15 protein-coding genes are annotated in these 16,659 nt (G+C 71.2%); 6 read left to right on the forward strand and 9 right to left on the reverse strand.

Annotated features, from left to right (window positions below):
* Positions 1–90 precede the first annotated feature (90 nt).
* The 5 genes from ACH65_RS12505 to ACH65_RS12525 all read right to left on the reverse strand — a co-directional run bounded on the left by ACH65_RS12505 (position 91) and on the right by ACH65_RS12525 (position 4,800).
* Positions 91–1,977, reverse strand: a complete 1,887-nt coding sequence (locus ACH65_RS12505) for a phospholipase D-like domain-containing protein (RefSeq protein WP_049622935.1) — start codon at positions 1,975–1,977, stop codon at positions 91–93.
* Between the two features lie 25 nt (positions 1,978–2,002).
* Complete coding sequence (locus ACH65_RS12510; protein ID WP_049622936.1) at positions 2,003–2,572, reverse strand: YceI family protein; 570 nt, start codon at positions 2,570–2,572, stop codon at positions 2,003–2,005.
* A complete protein-coding gene (locus ACH65_RS12515) occupies positions 2,569–3,042 on the reverse strand; it encodes a SixA phosphatase family protein (RefSeq protein ID WP_049622937.1) in 474 nt (157 codons plus the stop codon). The genes ACH65_RS12510 and ACH65_RS12515 overlap by 4 nt, the downstream gene beginning before the upstream one ends.
* Before the next feature lie 39 nt (positions 3,043–3,081).
* Positions 3,082–3,714: a ParA family protein gene (locus ACH65_RS12520; RefSeq protein ID WP_049622938.1), complete on the reverse strand. Its 633-nt coding sequence runs from the start codon at positions 3,712–3,714 to the stop codon at positions 3,082–3,084.
* A 69-nt stretch (positions 3,715–3,783) separates the two neighbouring features.
* The gene (locus tag ACH65_RS12525) at positions 3,784–4,800 is read right to left on the reverse strand and encodes a hypothetical protein (RefSeq protein WP_053096258.1); all 1,017 of its coding nucleotides are present in this window, start codon (positions 4,798–4,800) and stop codon (positions 3,784–3,786) included.
* Positions 4,801–4,962: 162 nt separating this feature from the next.
* Between ACH65_RS12525 and ACH65_RS12530 the strand changes: the two genes are divergently transcribed.
* The gene (locus ACH65_RS12530) at positions 4,963–5,157 is read left to right on the forward strand and encodes a hypothetical protein (protein WP_049622939.1); all 195 of its coding nucleotides are present in this window, start codon (positions 4,963–4,965) and stop codon (positions 5,155–5,157) included.
* 70 nt (positions 5,158–5,227) lie between these two features.
* On the opposite strand, the gene speE is transcribed toward ACH65_RS12530, so the two are convergent.
* Positions 5,228–6,079, reverse strand: a complete 852-nt coding sequence (gene speE, locus ACH65_RS12535) for a polyamine aminopropyltransferase (RefSeq protein WP_049622940.1) — start codon at positions 6,077–6,079, stop codon at positions 5,228–5,230.
* Positions 6,080–6,332: 253 nt separating this feature from the next.
* On the opposite strand from speE, the gene speA reads away from it, so the two are divergent.
* The 3 genes from speA (at position 6,333) to ACH65_RS12550 (ending at position 11,107) form a co-directional block, all read left to right on the forward strand.
* Entirely contained in the window at positions 6,333–8,222 is a 1,890-nt protein-coding gene (speA, locus tag ACH65_RS12540; protein WP_049622941.1) for an arginine decarboxylase, read from the forward strand.
* A gap of 161 nt (positions 8,223–8,383) precedes the next feature.
* Entirely contained in the window at positions 8,384–9,184 is an 801-nt protein-coding gene (locus tag ACH65_RS12545; protein WP_049622942.1) for a 3-hydroxybutyrate dehydrogenase, read from the forward strand.
* A gap of 477 nt (positions 9,185–9,661) precedes the next feature.
* Complete coding sequence (locus tag ACH65_RS12550) at positions 9,662–11,107, forward strand: sugar porter family MFS transporter (RefSeq protein ID WP_049622943.1); 1,446 nt, start codon at positions 9,662–9,664, stop codon at positions 11,105–11,107.
* A 92-nt stretch (positions 11,108–11,199) separates the two neighbouring features.
* Here the strand turns inward: ACH65_RS12550 and ACH65_RS12555 are convergent, their stop codons facing one another.
* From ACH65_RS12555 to radC, 3 genes are all read right to left on the reverse strand, one after another.
* On the reverse strand, positions 11,200–11,886 hold the full coding sequence (locus tag ACH65_RS12555; RefSeq protein ID WP_049622944.1) for an SPOR domain-containing protein: 687 nt from the start codon (positions 11,884–11,886) through the stop codon (positions 11,200–11,202).
* On the reverse strand, positions 11,886–13,571 hold the full coding sequence (gene argS / locus ACH65_RS12560; protein ID WP_049622945.1) for an arginine--tRNA ligase: 1,686 nt from the start codon (positions 13,569–13,571) through the stop codon (positions 11,886–11,888). The genes ACH65_RS12555 and argS overlap by 1 nt, the downstream gene beginning before the upstream one ends.
* A 626-nt stretch (positions 13,572–14,197) precedes the next feature.
* Positions 14,198–14,869, reverse strand: a complete 672-nt coding sequence (gene radC / locus ACH65_RS12565) for a RadC family protein (protein WP_049622946.1) — start codon at positions 14,867–14,869, stop codon at positions 14,198–14,200.
* Positions 14,870–14,965: 96 nt separating this feature from the next.
* Between radC and coaBC the strand changes: the two genes are divergently transcribed.
* Positions 14,966–16,171 (forward strand): bifunctional phosphopantothenoylcysteine decarboxylase/phosphopantothenate--cysteine ligase CoaBC, encoded by a 1,206-nt coding sequence (gene coaBC / locus ACH65_RS12570; RefSeq protein WP_049622947.1) that lies wholly within the window; start codon positions 14,966–14,968, stop codon positions 16,169–16,171.
* A complete protein-coding gene (gene dut, locus ACH65_RS12575) occupies positions 16,171–16,638 on the forward strand; it encodes a dUTP diphosphatase (protein ID WP_049622958.1) in 468 nt (155 codons plus the stop codon). Before coaBC ends, dut begins: the two co-directional genes overlap by 1 nt.
* The last annotated feature ends 21 nt before the right edge of the window (positions 16,639–16,659 follow it).

Raw genomic sequence — 16,659 nt, forward strand, 5'->3', positions numbered from 1 at the left:
TGCAGGAGCGCGCTTGCGCGCGGCCGCCATTGATCTTGGCCCCTTGCGAAGAGGTCGCGCGCAAGCGCGCTCCTGCACGGCTGGGCCGCGCTAGAGAATGCCCTGCACGCCCGCGCCGAAGGCGGTGATCAGCCGCGTGTAGAGCAGCTTGGGCGAGATCGCCACGTCGGGGAAGTCGCCCACCGGCGTGTAGCAGCTGAAGAAGTGCGGGTCGCTCGGGCGCATCGGCGTGCAGCCGTCCTTGAGTTCGTAGCTGGTGGCGTAGCGGTACGGCCAGAAGTCGAACAGCGGCAGCTGCGAGGAGAGATCGCCGATGGCCTGGTTGAGATCGGTCAGCAGCGGCACCAGCGGCCGCCGCGGCGCGATCACCCAGGCGTTCTGCGGCGCGGTCTCGCGCAGGATCGCCGCGCGCAGCTGGTCGGCCACACGGGGGTCGTAGACGATCACGCCGGCCTCGGTGTTGTAGTGGTCCGAGCGCGGGTCGAAATTGTGCGAGCCGACCATGGCGAAGGTGTCGTCCACCACGATCGACTTGGCGTGCAGGCCGAAGCGGCGGCCGGCGCTGAGCAGCGGCGCCGGCCGGTTGCCGCTGCCGCGGCTGCCGAGCAGGCCGCGCGTCTCCACGTCCACGTGGCGGCGCGATGCCGCCTCGCCGGCACCGGCGCCTTCCGCGGCCGGGCCTGTTCCCGGCATGCTGGCCCAGGCGTTGTCCTGGGCGGGGTCGAGCGCGTGCGGCTTCATCTCGTAGACCTCGAAGCCGTATTTCTTGATGTAGCGCTTGCGGTGCTTGTAGGAGAGCGCGTAGACGGCGAAGGCGTCGGTGGAGGCGAGCGAGTTGGTGGAGACCACGATGCGCGGCGGCGCCTCCTGCCGGCGCAGCTTGCGGAAGATGCCGCGGGCGCGCTTGCTCATCACCAGGTAGGGCGTCTGCAGGATCACCTCGCGCCGGGCGCCGGCCACCATCTGCATCACCTGGCGGGTGAAGGCGCGGTCTTCGCGCTCCTGCGGCTGCTCGGTCTTGCCGGGCAGGTCGCTGAAGAAGTCCACCCGGCCGGTGCGCACGCTCTGCGCCAGCACGTGCGCCTCGAGCCAGGCCGTGTCATCGGCCTCCTGCTGCGCGCGGTAGACGCGCTCGGGGTGGCGGTAGCGGGGCGGCGGCCAGCCCGGTGCCGCGGGGTTGGCGAGCAGGTGGCGGTTGACGTCGCGCAGGTGGGTCAGCGGCACCGCGCGCGGGTGCCGCCAGAACTGCTCGAAGCTGGCAGTCATCGCGCGCGCGGCGGGGCCGCCGACCAGCACGTCGCGGTCCACGTAGTCGAAGTCGTCGTCCCAGTCGAAGTAGCGGTCCTGGTAGTTGCGCCCGCCGGTGATGCCCACGCGGTCGTCCACCACCAGCACCTTGTTGTGCATGCGCTGGTTGAAGCGGTGGAAGCAGCAGACGATGCCGGCGGCCCATTCCAGCGGCGAGCTCACCGCCTTGTCGAAGGTGGGGTTGTACAGGCGCACTTGGAGGTTGGGGTTGGCGCGGGCCAGGCGGTCGAACACGGCCACGTTGTCGAAGGCGGCGAGCTGGTCGATCAGGATGCGCACGCGCACGCCGCGGCGCGCCGCCTGCAGCAGTTCGTCCAGCACCAGGGTGCCGGCGTCGTCGCTGTCCCAGATGTAGGTCTGCACGTCGATCGACTGGCGCGCCGCGCGGATCAGGTTGAGCCGCGCCACTAGCGCCGGCTCGCTGGCGCTGAGCAGGGCCACCACGTGCCGCGGCGCGCCGGGGCGCGAAGCGGCCAGCGCCGCGTCGGCGGCGTCGCGCAGCGGCGAGCCGATGGCGCAGCGGTCGGCGCGTGCGCAGTCGCTGCGGGTATCCACGGTGGCGGCCACCAGCGCGTCGGCGCGGCGGATGCGCGAGGGGTCCAGCGTGCAGCCCTGCAGCAGCGCGATGACGACGAGCAGGCCGAGCAGCGGGAGGTGGCGCGGGATCATGCCGCGATGATAATCGGCAGCCTGATCAATGTGGTACGGAGACGGCTTCCAGCACGACCTGCAGGTTCAGGCGCACCTCGTCGGCCAGCGCCGGGCGCCGCGCGGTCATGCCGAAGTCGCTGCGCGTCACGCGCCCGCGCGCCACGATGGTGCACGGCCGCTCGCCGGTCTCGATGCACGGCGCCGGATCGAGCTCGAAGCGCACCGGGCGCGTCACCCCGCGCAAGGTGAGGGTGCCGTCCAGCGCCTCGCCGTCGGCGATCGCGGCCAGCGGCACCGGTGCGGAGACGAAGTGCACGATGGGGTAGTGCGGGCCGTCGAAGAACTCCTCGGCCAGCATCCAGCGCCGGATCCAGGCGCCGTTGGCGGCGAGGCTCTCGACCTGGATGCGCGCGTCCACCACCGCCATGCCCTGCGGCGACACCGCCACCTCGCCGTCCATCCGGGTGAAGCGGCCCTGGATCGAGCGCAGCCAGAACAGGCGCACGACGAATTGGGCCTGCGAGCGGGCGGGGTCGATGCGGTAGTCGATGGCGCGGGCGGGCGGCGGCAACAGGGCGACCCCGGCCAGCAGCAGGGCCGCGAGCCACCTCATGGCGACCAGAAGGCATCCAGCCGGGCGCCGCCCGGTTCCAGCACGCCGGTGAGGTGCAGCACCGCGAGGCCCGCGGGCGGCATGCCGCGGAACTCGTCGGAGCGGCCTTCCACCATCAGCGCCACCAGCCGCTCGATGCCGGGGTTGTGGCCGACCAGCAGCAGCGGGTCGTGCGCCTCGTACTGGTCGAGCAGGGCCAGCAGCTCGCCGGGCGTGGCGTCGTAGATCTCCTCGGCGAAGAGCAGCTCCGGCGACTGCCCGGCCGCGGCCAGCACCCGCTCGGCGGTCTCGCGCGTGCGCACGGCCGGCGAGCACAGCACGCGCGCCGCCTTGACGCCGTGCGCGGCGAGCCAGCGGCCGGCGGCGTCGGCCTCGGCTTCGCCGCGCGGGCTCAGGGCGCGCTCGCGGTCCTTGCCGCCGGGACGGGCGGGCAGCGCCTCGGCGTGGCGCAGCAGGATCAGTTCGTGCATGGGGGAACTCCGGGGAAGAGAAGGGTAGAGACGGCCGGCTCAGGCCTGCCGCTTGATCCAGCGCAGCAACGGCAGCCAGTCCTGCTGCTGGTTGCGCACCTGTTCGGAGCCGTAGTCGAAGATGCCCTTGCCGAGCGCGCTGAGCAGCACGTAGGCCTGGCTGTCGCGCAGCTGCGCCACCACCGGGAACGGCGCTTCCTCGGCGAGTTGGGCGAGGGCGTCCTGGCTGGCGTGGGTCCAGGGCTTGAGCCGGTTGCCGACCAGCGCCACCGGCAGCTTGCCGCGGCGGACGCGGCCGATGCCGCGCAGGCGCTCGAGGAAGCCCAGCGTGGCGTTGAGGTCGAAGGCGGAGGGCAGCACCGGCACCAGCACCACGTCGGCCTGGTCGAGGTAGGGGGCGAGGTCGCCCTCGTCGGTGCCGGCGGGGGTGTCGACCAGCACGCGCTCGGTGTCGGCGGGCAGTTTCTGCAAGGCCTTGCGGCCGCCTTCCAGCCCGAGCACGCCGGGCACCCCGTCCGGGCGCAGCGCGGCCCAGCGGTAGCTGGAGCCTTGCCGGTCGGCATCGACGATGGCGGTGCGCCGGCCCTGCTGCGCCCAATGCGAGGCGAGCTGGGTCACCAGCGTGCTCTTGCCGCATCCCCCCTTGCTGCTTGCCACCAGTGCCGTAAGCATCGACGCGCTCCGCGGGTACAGGTTGGCGTCAAGCCTACCGGCGCAAGCCGGTTCAGGGAACCGGGGCGTTCACTCCGTGGCGTGCGGCTGCCAGTCGCTGGGCGGGGAGACGGGCAGGCTGTTGTCGCGCAGGGCGGCCAGCAGCAGGCTCATCTCGGTGCCGCCGCGGCGCGCCAGCGCGAGCAGGTGCTGCGCCAGCGCCGGATCGGTGGGAGCGCGGGCGGACAGCTGGGCGAAGCTCTGCACCTGCCACACCAGTTCGCGGCGGGTGCGGCGCGCCTCTTCCTGCTCGGCCGGCTCGGCGGCCAGGGTCTCGCGCAGGTGCAGGCCGAGCGAGCGCGCCAGCGGGCTGGAGCCCCATTCCAGGGTCTTGCCGAGCTTGAGGCAGTCGTCCTTGAGCGCCTGGTCGTCGCGGGCGCCCTCGCACAGCCTGGCCACCGCCGGCAAGCCGGGCTGCGGCTGGGTGCCGGCGAGGCCGAACACCAGCATCACCTGCACGCCCGTGGCGCTGCCGGCCGCCGCCACGGCTTCCTTGGGCGGCGGCAGGGTGGTGGCGGTGCTCGCCAGCGCCTGCAGGCTGCTGCCGGTGTAGTCGTCGTAGAGCTTGGCCGCGGCGGCGCGGGCGAGGTCCGCACGGGCGTCCTTCGGCTTGAGGTCGTGCGCGTCCTGGCCGAGCTTGAGCAGCCACACCGCGGCGTTGTCGGGCGCCTCCTGCACCAGCGCGGCCAGGGCGCCGGGGTTGGGGCAGGCGCCGGCCTGGGCGTCGCAGTCGGCCAGCCGCAGCCAGCTCACGGCCGGGCCGTGGCCGGGCGCGGCGGCCGCGCGCTCGATCAGCGAGTGGAAGGTGTTGTACTTGGGCTGGTCGACGAGCGGCCGGGCCAGCAGCGCGGCGCCGAGCAGCGGCAGCGCGTCGGCGCGCGGGGCCACCACGCTGACCAGGTCGCGCTGGAAGGCAAGCAGGGCCTGGTTGTCGGCCTGGGCGGCCTTGTCCTGGCTGGCGGGGCCAGCCGGCTTTGCCGGGGCGGCGATGGCCAGCAACGGCAGCAGGCTGCCCACGACGAGGGCGAATCGGCGCCATCCGCGCATACGTGCTCCTGGGGATTCAAAAGCGGCCAGCATAGCGGGCCACGATTAAGCGCACCTGATCCGCGGCCGTGTCATGGTCGGATTGAAGCGCCATGCTTGTTAGCATGGTCGTTTGGTGGACGTGACGGTCGTGTCCATCCCCGCCATGACACGGGAGGTAGCGTGGATCAGTTATCGATATTGGCCGGCAACGCGCCGTGGTTCGCCGGCTGGGGCACCCTGGCGCTGGTCAACGCGGGCCTGGCGCAGGGCAAGAACCGCAGCGGCCTGCTGTGGTTCCTGCTCTCGCTGCTGCTCGGGCCCATCGCCACGCTGGTGCTGGTGCTGCTGCCCAAGGTGCGCGCCAAGCTGTTCTGAGCCGCCGATGCGACGAAGCCCGCCGGCGGCGGGCTTCGCTTCGGGACGGCGAGGCGTGGCGCTGCGCTGCTTACTCGCCCAACGCCTCGCGCATGAACTCCGGCAGCGCCAGCGCGCCCTTGTGCACGTCGGCGTTGTAGTAGCGGGTGGGGAAGCCCTTGCTGATCGCGCCGCGCTCGCGGAAGCCGGAGAGGTCCCCGCCCTTGCGCGCCATGGTGCAGCTCCACCAGCCGGAGGGGTAGCACGGCTGCGGGAACGGCAGCGTCTTGGTGGCCGAGAAGCCGGCGGTGCGCATGGACGAGCGCATCGACTTGATCAGCTCGATGTGCGCCAGCGGCGACTCGCTCTGCTGCACCAGGATGCCGCCGTGGCGCAGCGCCTTGTGGCAGCTGGCGTAGAAGGCCGCGTTGAACAGGCCCTCGGCCGGGCCGACCGGGTCGGTGGAGTCCACGATGATCAGGTCGATCGACTCGGGCTCCGCCTCGGCCATGTACTTGATGCCGTCGATGAACAAGAGCTCCGCGCGCGGGTCGCCGTTGGCCTCGCACAGCTCGGGGAAGTACTGCTCGGCCAGGCGCGTCACGCGCTCGTCGATCTCCACCTGCACCGCCTGCTCCACTTCCTCGTGGCGCAGCACCTCGCGCAGCGTGCCGCAGTCGCCGCCGCCGATGATCACCACGCGCTTGGCGCGCGCATGGGTGAACAGCGCCGGGTGGCTCATCATCTCGTGGTAGAGGAAGTTGTCGCGGCTGGTCAGCATGATGCAGCCGTCGATCACCATCAGGTTGCCCCAGTCGGTGGTCTGGTAGATCTCGATGGTCTGGAACGGCGTCTTCTCCGCGTGCAGCTGTTTTTCCACCCGGTAGCCGATGGAGGAGCCGGAGGTCTGGTGGGCCTCGGTGAACCAGCTGAGCTGCGACATGGGACGTCCTGCGAAAAAGCGTGGGGAAAGAGCCAAGGATTGTAGCGGCAACCGCGGCCGTGTGCCCCGTGCGCGCCGCCGCAGGGCGCGGGCCGATTACAATGGCCGGCGGCCGCCCCGACTCCCCTCGCCGGCGGCCCACGAGTCCACCGGTCCCGCGGCGTGCGAGGCTTCCGGCCGGCGGGCTTGGTGTTCGTCAAGGTTCGCCGCTGCGACGACAGCTCAAGTCTGCATCTGAAGGAAATCCCCGCTCATGTCGAAGCATTGGGACATCGAGGCCGCCCGCCACACCTATGCCGTGCCCTACTGGGGCGACGGTTACGTCGACGTCGGCGACAACGGCGAGATCGCCGTCCGCCCGCAGGGCGCGCGCGGCCCGGCGCTGTCGTTGCCGGCCATCGTCGAGCGCGCCCAGGCCGAGGGCCTGCGGCTGCCGCTCCTGGTGCGCTTTCCCGACATCCTGGCCGACCGCCTGGCGCGCCTCAAGGGCGCCTTCGCCAAGGCCACCACCGAGTGGGGCTACGCCGGCGGCTACACCGCCATCTACCCGATCAAGGTGAACCAGCAGCGCGGCGTGGTGGCCGAACTGGTGGCCGCGGGCGAGCGGGGCTTCGGCCTGGAGGCCGGCTCCAAGCCCGAGCTGATGGCGGTGCTGGCGATGGCGCGGCCCGGTTCCATCGTGATCTGCAACGGCTACAAGGACCGCGAGTACATCCGCCTGGCGCTGATCGGCAGGAAGCTCGGCCTGCGCGTGCACATCGTGATCGAGAAGCTCTCCGAGCTCGAGCACGTGATCGCCGAATCCCGCGCGCTGGGCGTGGAGCCGCTGCTCGGCGTGCGCGTGCGCCTGGCCTCCATCGGCGCCGGCAAGTGGCAGAACACCGGTGGCGACAAGGGCAAGTTCGGCCTCTCGCCGGGGCAGGTGCTGACCCTGCTCGAGCGGCTCGACGCCGCGGGCCTCAAGCACACGCTGAAGCTGCAGCACTTCCACATGGGTTCGCAGATCTCCAACGTGCGCGACATCGCCAACGGCATGCGCGAGGCCACCCGCTACTTCGTGGAGCTGACCCGGCTCGGCGTGCCGCTGGAGATCGTCGACGTGGGCGGGGGCCTGGGCGTGGACTACGAGGGCTCGCGCTCGCGCAGCCACAACTCGATCAACTACTCCATCGAGCAGTACGCGGCCACCATCGTGCAGTCCCTCGCCGAGGCGGTGGAGGCCGAAGGGCTCGCCGCGCCGCACATCCTCACCGAGGCCGGCCGCGCGATGACCGCGCACCACGCCGTGCTGGTGGTCAACGTGAGCGAGGTGGAGGAGGTGCCCGCCGGCAGCCTGCCGCCGCTGCGCGAGGGCGAGCCGGCGGTGCTGCGCCACCTGCGCGAGGTGCATGCGGAACTGGATGTGCGCCCGCCGCTGGAGCTGTTCCACGAGGCCCAGCACCACCTGCAGGAAGGCCAGACGCTGTACGCCCTGGGCCAGCTCGCGCTGGCCGACCGTGCGCGGCTGGACGAGCTCTACTACGCCATCGCCGGCGCGGTGCGCGCGCGCCTGCTGCCGGCCGAGCGCGCGCACCGGCAGGTGCTGGACGAGCTGGACGAGAAGCTGGTGGACAAATACTTCGTCAACTTCTCCGTGTTCGAATCGGTGCCGGACATCTGGGCCATCGACCAGATCTTCCCCATCGCGCCGATCGCGCGGCTCGGCGAGGCGCCCACGCGGCGCGGCGTGATCGTCGACCTCACCTGCGACTCGGACGGGCGCATCGACGACTACGTGGACGCCGAGGGCGTGGACGTGAGCCTGCCGCTGCACGCGCTGCGCGAGGGCGAGCCCTATCGCCTGGGCATCTTCATGGTCGGCGCCTACCAGGAGACGCTGGGCGACATCCACAACCTGTTCGGCGACACCGACGCGGTGAACGTGCGCGTGGAAGACGGCACCTTCGTGTTCGCGCACAAGCGCCGCGGCGATACCACCGACGTGATGCTCGACTACGTGGGCTACGACCTCGGCGAGCTGCGCCTGCGCTACCGCGAGCGCATCGCCGCCGCGGGCGTGGCGGGCGAGCCGGCCGAGCGGCTGTTCGCCGCGCTCGATGGGGGCCTCACCGGCTACACCTACCTGGCCGAAGACCTCGGCTGAGCGGGCGGCCGCGCAGGGCATTCCATGGTCTTGCGCGGCGTTCCATCCCTGCGCTTCGCCTCGTCCCCCTGGTACGAGGCGAAGTGGTCGGGCGACGCGCGATGGCGCCCGCGGTACTACCGGTTTGCGTTGCTACCTTTTCTTCGATGCAAGGAGCGGTCATGGCAAGTCTCGACGGTAAAACAGCCCTCATCACCGGCGCCGCCAGCGGCCTCGGCAAGGCCATCGCGGAGCTCTACGCCAGGCACGGCGCGGCGGTGGCGATCGCCGACATCAACCAGCAGGCAGCCGACGCGGCCGCGGCCGAGATCGTGGCCGCCGGCGGCAAGGCGATCGGCATCGCCATGGACGTCACCGACGAGGCGGCGGTGAACGCGGGCACCGACAAGGTGGTGGAAACCTTCGGCGCGCTCGACATTCTGATCTCCAACGCCGGCGTGCAGATCATCAGCCCGATCGACCAGTTCGCCTACGCCGACTGGAAGAAGATGCTGGCGATCCACCTGGACGGCGGCTTCCTCACCACCAAGGCCGCGCTCCAGCACATGTACAAGGATGACGGCACCGGCAAGAGCCGCGGCGGCATCGTGATCTACATGGGCTCGGTGCACTCGCACGAGGCCTCCCGGCTCAAGGCGCCCTACGTCACCGCCAAGCACGGGCTGCTGGGTCTCGCGCGCACGCTGGCCAAGGAGGGCGCGCCGCACAACGTGCGCTCGCACGTGATCTGCCCGGGCTTCGTGCGCACGCCGCTGGTGGAGAAGCAGATCCCCGAGCAGGCCAGGGAGTTCGGCATCAGCGAGGCCGAGGTAGTGAAGAACATCATGCTCAAGGACACCGTGGACGGCGTGTTCACCACGGTGGAGGACATCGCGCAGACCGCGCTCTACCTCGCCACCTTCCCCAGCGCGGCGCTCACCGGCCAGTCGATCGTGGTGAGCCACGGCTGGTTCATGCAGTAGCAGCAGGCGAGCCTTCCAATCACGAACGCGGCGCCCATGCAATGGGGTCGTGTGCGTGGTCATGTGCGGCGTATTGCCGCACATGAGAGTGCGTTCCGGTATCCGGGCATGCGCCGGCACGGGTCGGCGCATGCGGGTTTTTTCCGCCGCGAATCAGGCGGCTAGGGCCATCTGTCAGGCCTGCAAGGGTTTTTCATATGGACGTCTGGACGGCCATATGTCCAGAAGTCTTGTTTAGGCCAGGGTTGGACTTTCGGGCCGGGGACGGTATGGTGGGACCGTTACGGCATGACCTGCCGATGGATCGATGCGATGCCGCGTCTCCATCGTTGAGCCCTACGGACATGCCGCTTTCCGTGCACGGCGTCGTGTGATCGACGCTTGGTCGCAGCCCGCCCCGCGCGCTGCCTTGTCTGCCTGCGCCCCGCAGGCGGATGGCCGATGCCTGACCGTTCCCTCCGCTGCCCGAAGGTGATCATGCAAGCCGATACCCCCAACGATTCCGCCAACGTTTCTTCGCTTTCCCCCTCGGTGCAGATGGCGTTCATCGCCGCCATCGCCGCCATCGCCGGTGGCCTCTACGGCTACGACACCGGCATCATCTCCGGCGCGCTGCTGCAGATCACCGGCGAATTCCAGCTCGGCCACACCGCGCAGGAACTGGTCGCCGCGGCGATCCTCGCCGGCGCCGTGGTCGGCTCGCTCACCAGCACGCACCTCTCCGCCCGCTTCGGGCGCCGCCACACCATCATGATCGTGGCCGCCATCTACACCGTCGGCGTGGTCGCCGCGTCGCTGTCGCCCGATGCGCTGTGGCTGGCCGTCTCGCGCCTGGTGCTGGGCTTCGCCGTGGGCGGCTCGACCCAGATCGTGCCCACCTACATCGCCGAGTTGGCGCCGCCGGACAAGCGCGGCCGGCTGGTCACCTATTTCAACGTGTCGATCGGCGTGGGCATCCTGTGCGCGGCGATCGTCGGCTTCGTGCTGCAGAACGCCTGGAGCTGGCGCCTGATGATCGGCGTCGCCGTGGTGCCCTCGCTGCTGCTGCTGTTCGGCATGATGCGCCTGCCCGGCAGCCCGCGCTGGCTGGTCGAGCAGGGCCGCCTGGTCGAGGCGCGCCAGGCGCTCGCGCGCGTACGCGAGACCAAGCAGGAAGTGCGCGAGGAGATCGCCGACATCCGCGAGCTGCACGAGCAGCTGGAGGAGGAGCGCGGCGGCTGGCGCGCGCTGGCCGAGCCGTGGGTGCGCCCCGCGCTGGTCGCGGGCTTGGGCGTGGCCGCCTTCACCCAGCTCTCCGGCATCGAGATGATGATCTACTACACGCCGACTTTCCTCACCGACGCCGGCTTCGGCCATTCCGCGGCGCTGCTGGCGGCGCTGGGCGTGGCCTCGGTGTACCTGGTGATGACCTATATCGGCAAGCGCGTGGTGGACCACGTGGGCCGGCGCCGGCTCACCCTGTGGATGATGCCGCCGGCGGCACTGGCGCTGTTCGCGCTGGGCGCGGTGTTCCACTACTCGCTCGGCGGCGAGCACCGCGGCGCGCTGGTGGTGGCCTGCCTGCTGCTCTACATGGTGTTCAACTCGGCCGGCATCCAGGTGATCGGCTGGCTGATGGGCTCGGAGCTCTACCCGCTCGCCATCCGCGATAAGGCCACCGGCGCGCACTCGGCCATGCTGTGGGGCTCGAACCTGGTACTGACCGGCACCGCGCTGTCGATGACTCAGTGGCTGGGCGTGGGTGGCGCGATGTGGGTGTACGGCGCGCTCAACGTGATCGGCGCGGTGTTCGTCTACGTATGTCTGCCGGAGACGGCGGGGCGCAGCCTGGAGGACATCGAGCGTGCGCTGAAGGAAGGCCGCTTCCTGCCCACCCGGCAGCGCGGCGATGGCGAGGCGGTGCGCGGGAGCGCGGCGGCCTGATCGCCGACCGCCCTGCACGCGAAGGCAGAAACGACAACGCCGGCCCAGGGCCGGCGTTGTCGTTTCCGACACCTGCTCGCGGCGATGTGAGGTTAGCGGCCTTCCTTCAGCGCGATGGCGCGGATGCCGGCGCCGGCCAGGCGCTGGCGGGCCGCTTCCAGGTCGGTGGCCGAGCGGAACGGCCCCAGCCGCACGCGGTGGAAGGTCTGGCCGGCCACGTTGACCGCCTGCACGTTGGCGACGAAGCCCTGCAGGGCCAGCCGCGCCTTGAGCGAGTCCGCGTCGCCCGCGTTCGGGAAGGCGCCGACCTGCAGCAGGTAGCCGCCGCCGCTGGCCGGGGGCGAGGTGGGCGTGGCCGGCGCGGCGGTGATGTTCTCGCTGACCGCGGCCGGCGCGTTCGCGGGCGGCGGAGCCGGCGCGGGGGCCGGGCGTGCGGGCGCCTGCTGGGCCGCGGCGGACTGCTGCTCGGCGCGGGCCTGGGCGCGGATCTCCGCGTCGGGGATGCGCACCTCCTTCTCCGACAGCACCGAGTAGAAGTCGTACTGCGGCTTCTTCGGCGCGCTGGCGGCGGGCTCGATGCCGGCGTCGCTGCCGCGTTGCGCGGTGGCCTGCGGGTTGGCCTGCGGGCCGCTCGGCGCCATCGGCAGCAGCGACTTGCGCATCAGCACCGCCATCAGCACCACGCCGACCAGGATGCCGACCACCGCCCAGCCCCAGGCCGGGAAGCCGCCGCTGTGGTTGCGCACCGCCTGGCGACCCTTGCCCTTGCGTGGTGCCATCACATGCTCTCCGGGGCGCTCAGGCCCAGCAGGTTCAGACCGTTCTTCAGCACCTGCCGCGTGGCGACCACCAGGGCCAGCCGCGCGTCGCGCAGGTCCTTGTCCTCGACCAGGAACTGGTGCGAGTTGTAGTAGGTATGGAAGGCGTTCGCCAGTTCGCGCAGCCAGCTGGCCACCAGGTGCGGCTCCAGGTTGGCGGCCGCGGTCTCCACCAGTTCGGGGTACTTGGACAGTTCGGTCAACAGGATCTGCTCGTGCTCGTTGTCCAGCCGGGCGAGCTGGTCCAAGCCATTGTGCTGATCGAACGTGAACCCTTTCTCGCCGGCCTGGCGCAGCACGCTGCACACGCGGGCGTGGGCGTACTGGATGTAGTAGACCGGGTTGTCGTTGCTTTGCGAGCGCGCCAGGTCGATGTCGAACACCAGCTGCGAGTCGGCCTTGCGCGCGATCAGGAAGTAGCGCGTGGCGTCGCGGCCGGCCTCGTCGATGAGGTCGCGCAGGGTCACATAGCTGCCGGCGCGCTTGGAGATCTTCACCTCCTCGCCGCCGCGCATCACCGTCACCATCTGGTGCAGCACGTATTCGGGCCAGCCCTTGGGGATGCCGCAGTCGAGCGCCTGCAGGCCAGCGCGCACGCGCGCCAGCGAGCCGTGGTGGTCCGAGCCGAGCTCGGTGATGGCGCGCCCGTAACCGCGCTGCCATTTGCTGCGGTGATAGGCCACGTCTGGCACGAAGTAGGTATAGGTGCCGTCGGACTTGCGCATCACGCGGTCCTTGTCGTCGCCGAAGTCGGTGGACTTCAGCCACAGCGCGCCGCCTTCCTCGTAGGTGTGGCCGTGGGCGATGAGCTCGCGCACGGTCTCCTCCACCTTGCCGTCGCCGTACAGCGAGGACTCCAGGAAGTACACGTCGAAGCCGACGCCGAAGGCCTTGAGGTCGAGGTCCTGTTCGCGGCGCAGGGAGGCCACGGCGAACTGGCGGATCGCCTCGAGGTTCTCCGGGTCCTTGGTCCCGGTCACGGTATGGCCGTCGGCCACCACCGATTCGCCGGCGAGATAGGCGCGGGCCACGTCGGCGATGTAGTCGCCGCGGTAGCCGTCCTCCGGCCAGCCGGCGTCCTCCGGCGTCAGGCCCTTGGCGCGCGCCTGCACGGAGATGGCGAGGTTGGCGATCTGCACGCCGGCGTCGTTGTAGTAGAACTCGCGCTTGACGTTCCAGCCGGTGGCGTCGAGCAGGCGGCTCAGGCAGTCGCCGATGGCCGCGGCGCGGCCATGGCCCACGTGCAGCGGGCCGGTCGGGTTGGCCGAGACGAACTCCACGCCCACCGTCTTGCCGGCGCCGCTGGCGCTGCGCCCGTAGGCCTCGCCCTCGGCGAGGATGCGCCGCACCTCGGCGTGGTAGGCGCCCTCGGCCAGGAAGAAATTGATGAAGCCGGGCCCGGCGATCTCCACCTTGGCCACCAGCGCGTTCGCGGGCAGCGCCGCCACCAGCTTCTCGGCCAGCTCGCGCGGCTTGGCGCGCGCCGGCTTGGCCAGCAGCATCGCGGCGTTGGTGGCGAAGTCGCCGTGCTCGCGGCTGCGCGCGCGTTCCACCACGAAGCTCGGCACCTCGAGGTCGGCGGGCAGGGTGTCGTGTTGCAGGCTCCGGATGGCCTGCAGGACGAGGTCGCGCAGCTGTTCTTTCACGGGCAGAGTCGATCGGCAATGGAACCGGCAATCCTAGCAGAGCACCGGGGGCCGATTGAGGGGCCGCCGCGCCCGGCAGGGCTGCTGCGGCGCGGCGCGCCGGCTTGTGGATAAGTCTGTGGGGAATATCACGGCCAATTCGGCGGTGACGCGGCGGGGCCGCCTTCACGCCCTCGTCCACGCATAATTTCCCTTTATTTACATGGTATTAGGCTTGCGATTTTAAGCGTGCGCACAGGTATGGACGGCAAACGTCCATAGGACGGGCTTGTGCATAAGTATCGGCGGCGCGGCCGGCCGGCGTTCGGCCGGGATCGCGGTCATGCGCCTGTCATCCCGCAGCGCGACACTGCTCGACGTACCTGGCAGCCCTCTCCCTGCCTCAAGGGTACGGAGACGACCGATCTCCCCAACCTCCCCGGAAACTCGGTATGACGGCGCGGCCTCCCCTCCGCGCCGTCGTTTTTTGGGCGCTGGAAACCTTCCGGCAGTCCCCAGGCAGGGGGCATGGTCTTCGGAAGGAGAAGGCAGGCTGTCCGGAACGGAAGTGCCGGTCTGCCGCGCCACAGCGACCCGTGCGCAGGCCGTAACGCCTGTGTCCGTTCTGGAACCCGAGAAGGACGGCCCTAGAGCAAACCGCGCGCGGCCATCGACACCGGCTCGCCGTGCCCGATCACCAGGTGGTCGAGCACGCGCACGCCGACCAGTTGCAGGGCCGTGCGCAACTCGCGGGTGACCGCCAGGTCGGCGGCGCTGGGCTCGGCCACGCCGCTGGGGTGGTTGTGGGCGAAGATGACCGCGACGGCGTTGTGCTGGAGGCAGGCGCGTACTACCTCGCGCGGGTGCACGCTGGCGCCGTCCACGGTGCCGCGGAACAGCTCCTCGCAGGCGATCACGCGGTGGCGGTTGTCCAGGTAGAGGCAGGCGAACACCTCGTAGGGCAGGTGACGCAGGCGGGCGCGCAGGTAGTCCGCGCTGTCGCGCGGGTTGCTGAGGCCCGGGCCCGTGGCGAGCTGCTCGGCCAGGCTGCGCCGGGCCAGCTCCAGCGCGGCGGCGATGCGCGCCCGCTTGGCGGGGCCGAGGCCTGGGGTGCGCGCCGAGGCGTCCGGCCGGCCGAGCAGGGCGGCCAGGCTGCCGGCGCCGGCCAGCAGCTCGCGGCCCAGCGCGATGGCGTCCTTGCCGTGCGTGCCGCTGCCGAGCAGCACCGCCAGCAGCTCGGCGTCGGAGAGCAGGGTGCTGCCGCGGGCCAGCAGTTTCTCACGGGGACGTTCGTTCTCGGGCCAGTTGCGGATGCTCATGCCCGCAGCTTGCCCGCGGCGCGGCGCGGGCGGCAGCGGGCGGCGCGGACGAATCCGGTAAGCTAGCCGTCTGTCCGTCCGTCAGTCCCGACCTACATGTCTCTTGCCAACCGTCGCATCCTGCTCGGCGTCTCGGGCGGTATCGCCGCCTACAAGGCTTGTGAGCTGGTCCGCCGCCTGCGCGATCTCGGTGCCGAGGTGCGCGTGGCGATGACCGAGAGCGCCACCCGCTTCGTCAGCGCCGCCACGTTCCAGGCCCTGTCCGGCCAGCCGGTGCGGGTGAGCCTGTGGGACGAGTCGGCCGAGGCGGCGATGGGCCACATCGAGCTGGCGCGCTGGGCCGAGCGCGTGCTGATCGCCCCCGCCAGCGCCGACGTGCTGGCCCGCCTCGCCCACGGCCACGCCGACGACCTGCTGACCACGCTGTGCCTGGCCAGCGCGGCGCCGCTGTACGTGGCGCCGGCGATGAACCAGCAGATGTGGGCGCACCCGGCGGTGCAGGCCAACCTCGCCCTGCTGCGCCAGCGCGGGGTCGTGGTGCTGGGGCCGGCGGCCGGCTCGCAGGCCTGCGGCGACGTGGGCTCGGGCCGCATGCTGGAGCCGCACGAGCTGCGCGACGCCCTGGTCGCCTCCTTCGGCGGCGGCGCGCTGGCCGGGCGTGCGGTGGTGGTCAGCGCCGGCCCCACCTACGAGGACATCGACCCGGTGCGCTTCATCGGCAACCGCAGTTCCGGCCGCATGGGTTTTGCGGTGGCCGAGGCGGCGGCCCAGGCCGGCGCGACGGTGACCCTGGTCGCCGGGCCGGTCGGCCTGCCCACGCCGGCGGGCGTGGCGCGCCGCCTCGACGTGCGCAGCGCCGCACAGATGCAGGCGGCGGTGCAGGAGGCCTGCGCGGGCGCGGACATCTACATCGGCGCGGCGGCGGTGGGCGACTACCGGCCGGCGACGGTGGCCGACCGCAAGCTCAAGAAACGCGCCGGCGCCGACCTCGGCCTGCAACTGGTGGAGAATCCGGACATCCTGGCCGGCCTCGCGGCTCAAACCGTGCACCCGTTCCTCGTCGGCTTCGCCGCGGAAACGCATGATGTGGCGATGTATGCGCAGGACAAGCTGCAACGCAAAGGGCTGGACATGATCGCAGCCAACCGGGTCGGCGGCGGGCTGGGCTTCGAGTCCGCCGACAACGCGCTCACGCTGTACTGGCCGGGCGGCTCGCTGGAGCTGAACCGCGCGCCGAAGGAAGCGCTGGCCCGCGCGCTGGTCGAGCAGGTGGCGGCGCGCTACCGGGCGGTGCGCGCATGATGGCGCGGCCGCCGCTCGGCATCGAGCTGAAGATCCTGGACTCGCGCCTGGGCGCGGCCATCCCGCTGCCGGAGCCGGCCACCGCGGGCAGCGCCGGCATGGACCTGCGCGCCGCACCGGCGGCGGCGCTCACCCTGGCGCCCGGCGACAGCGCGCTGGTGCCCACCGGCATCGCCATCCACATCGGCGATCCGGGCTGGTGCGCGCTGATCGTGCCGCGTTCCGGGCTGGGGCATAAGCACGGGCTGGTGATGGGCAACCTGGTCGGCGTGATCGATGCCGACTACCAGGGCCCGCTGATGATTTCCTGCTGGAACCGCGGCCGCGAGCCGTACACCATCGCGCCGGGCGACCGCATCGCCCAGTTGCTGCTGGTGCCGGTGGCGCAGGCGCAGTTCAAGGTGGTGGACGAGTTCGCGCCTTCGTCGCGGGGCGAAGGCGGTTTTGGATCGACGGGCATCGGCTGACGCCTGCGAGGGGACGGGCCA

The sequence above is a fragment of the Frateuria defendens genome, from assembly GCF_001182895.1.
In the GTDB taxonomy this organism is placed as follows: domain Bacteria; phylum Pseudomonadota; class Gammaproteobacteria; order Xanthomonadales; family Rhodanobacteraceae; genus Frateuria_B; species Frateuria_B defendens.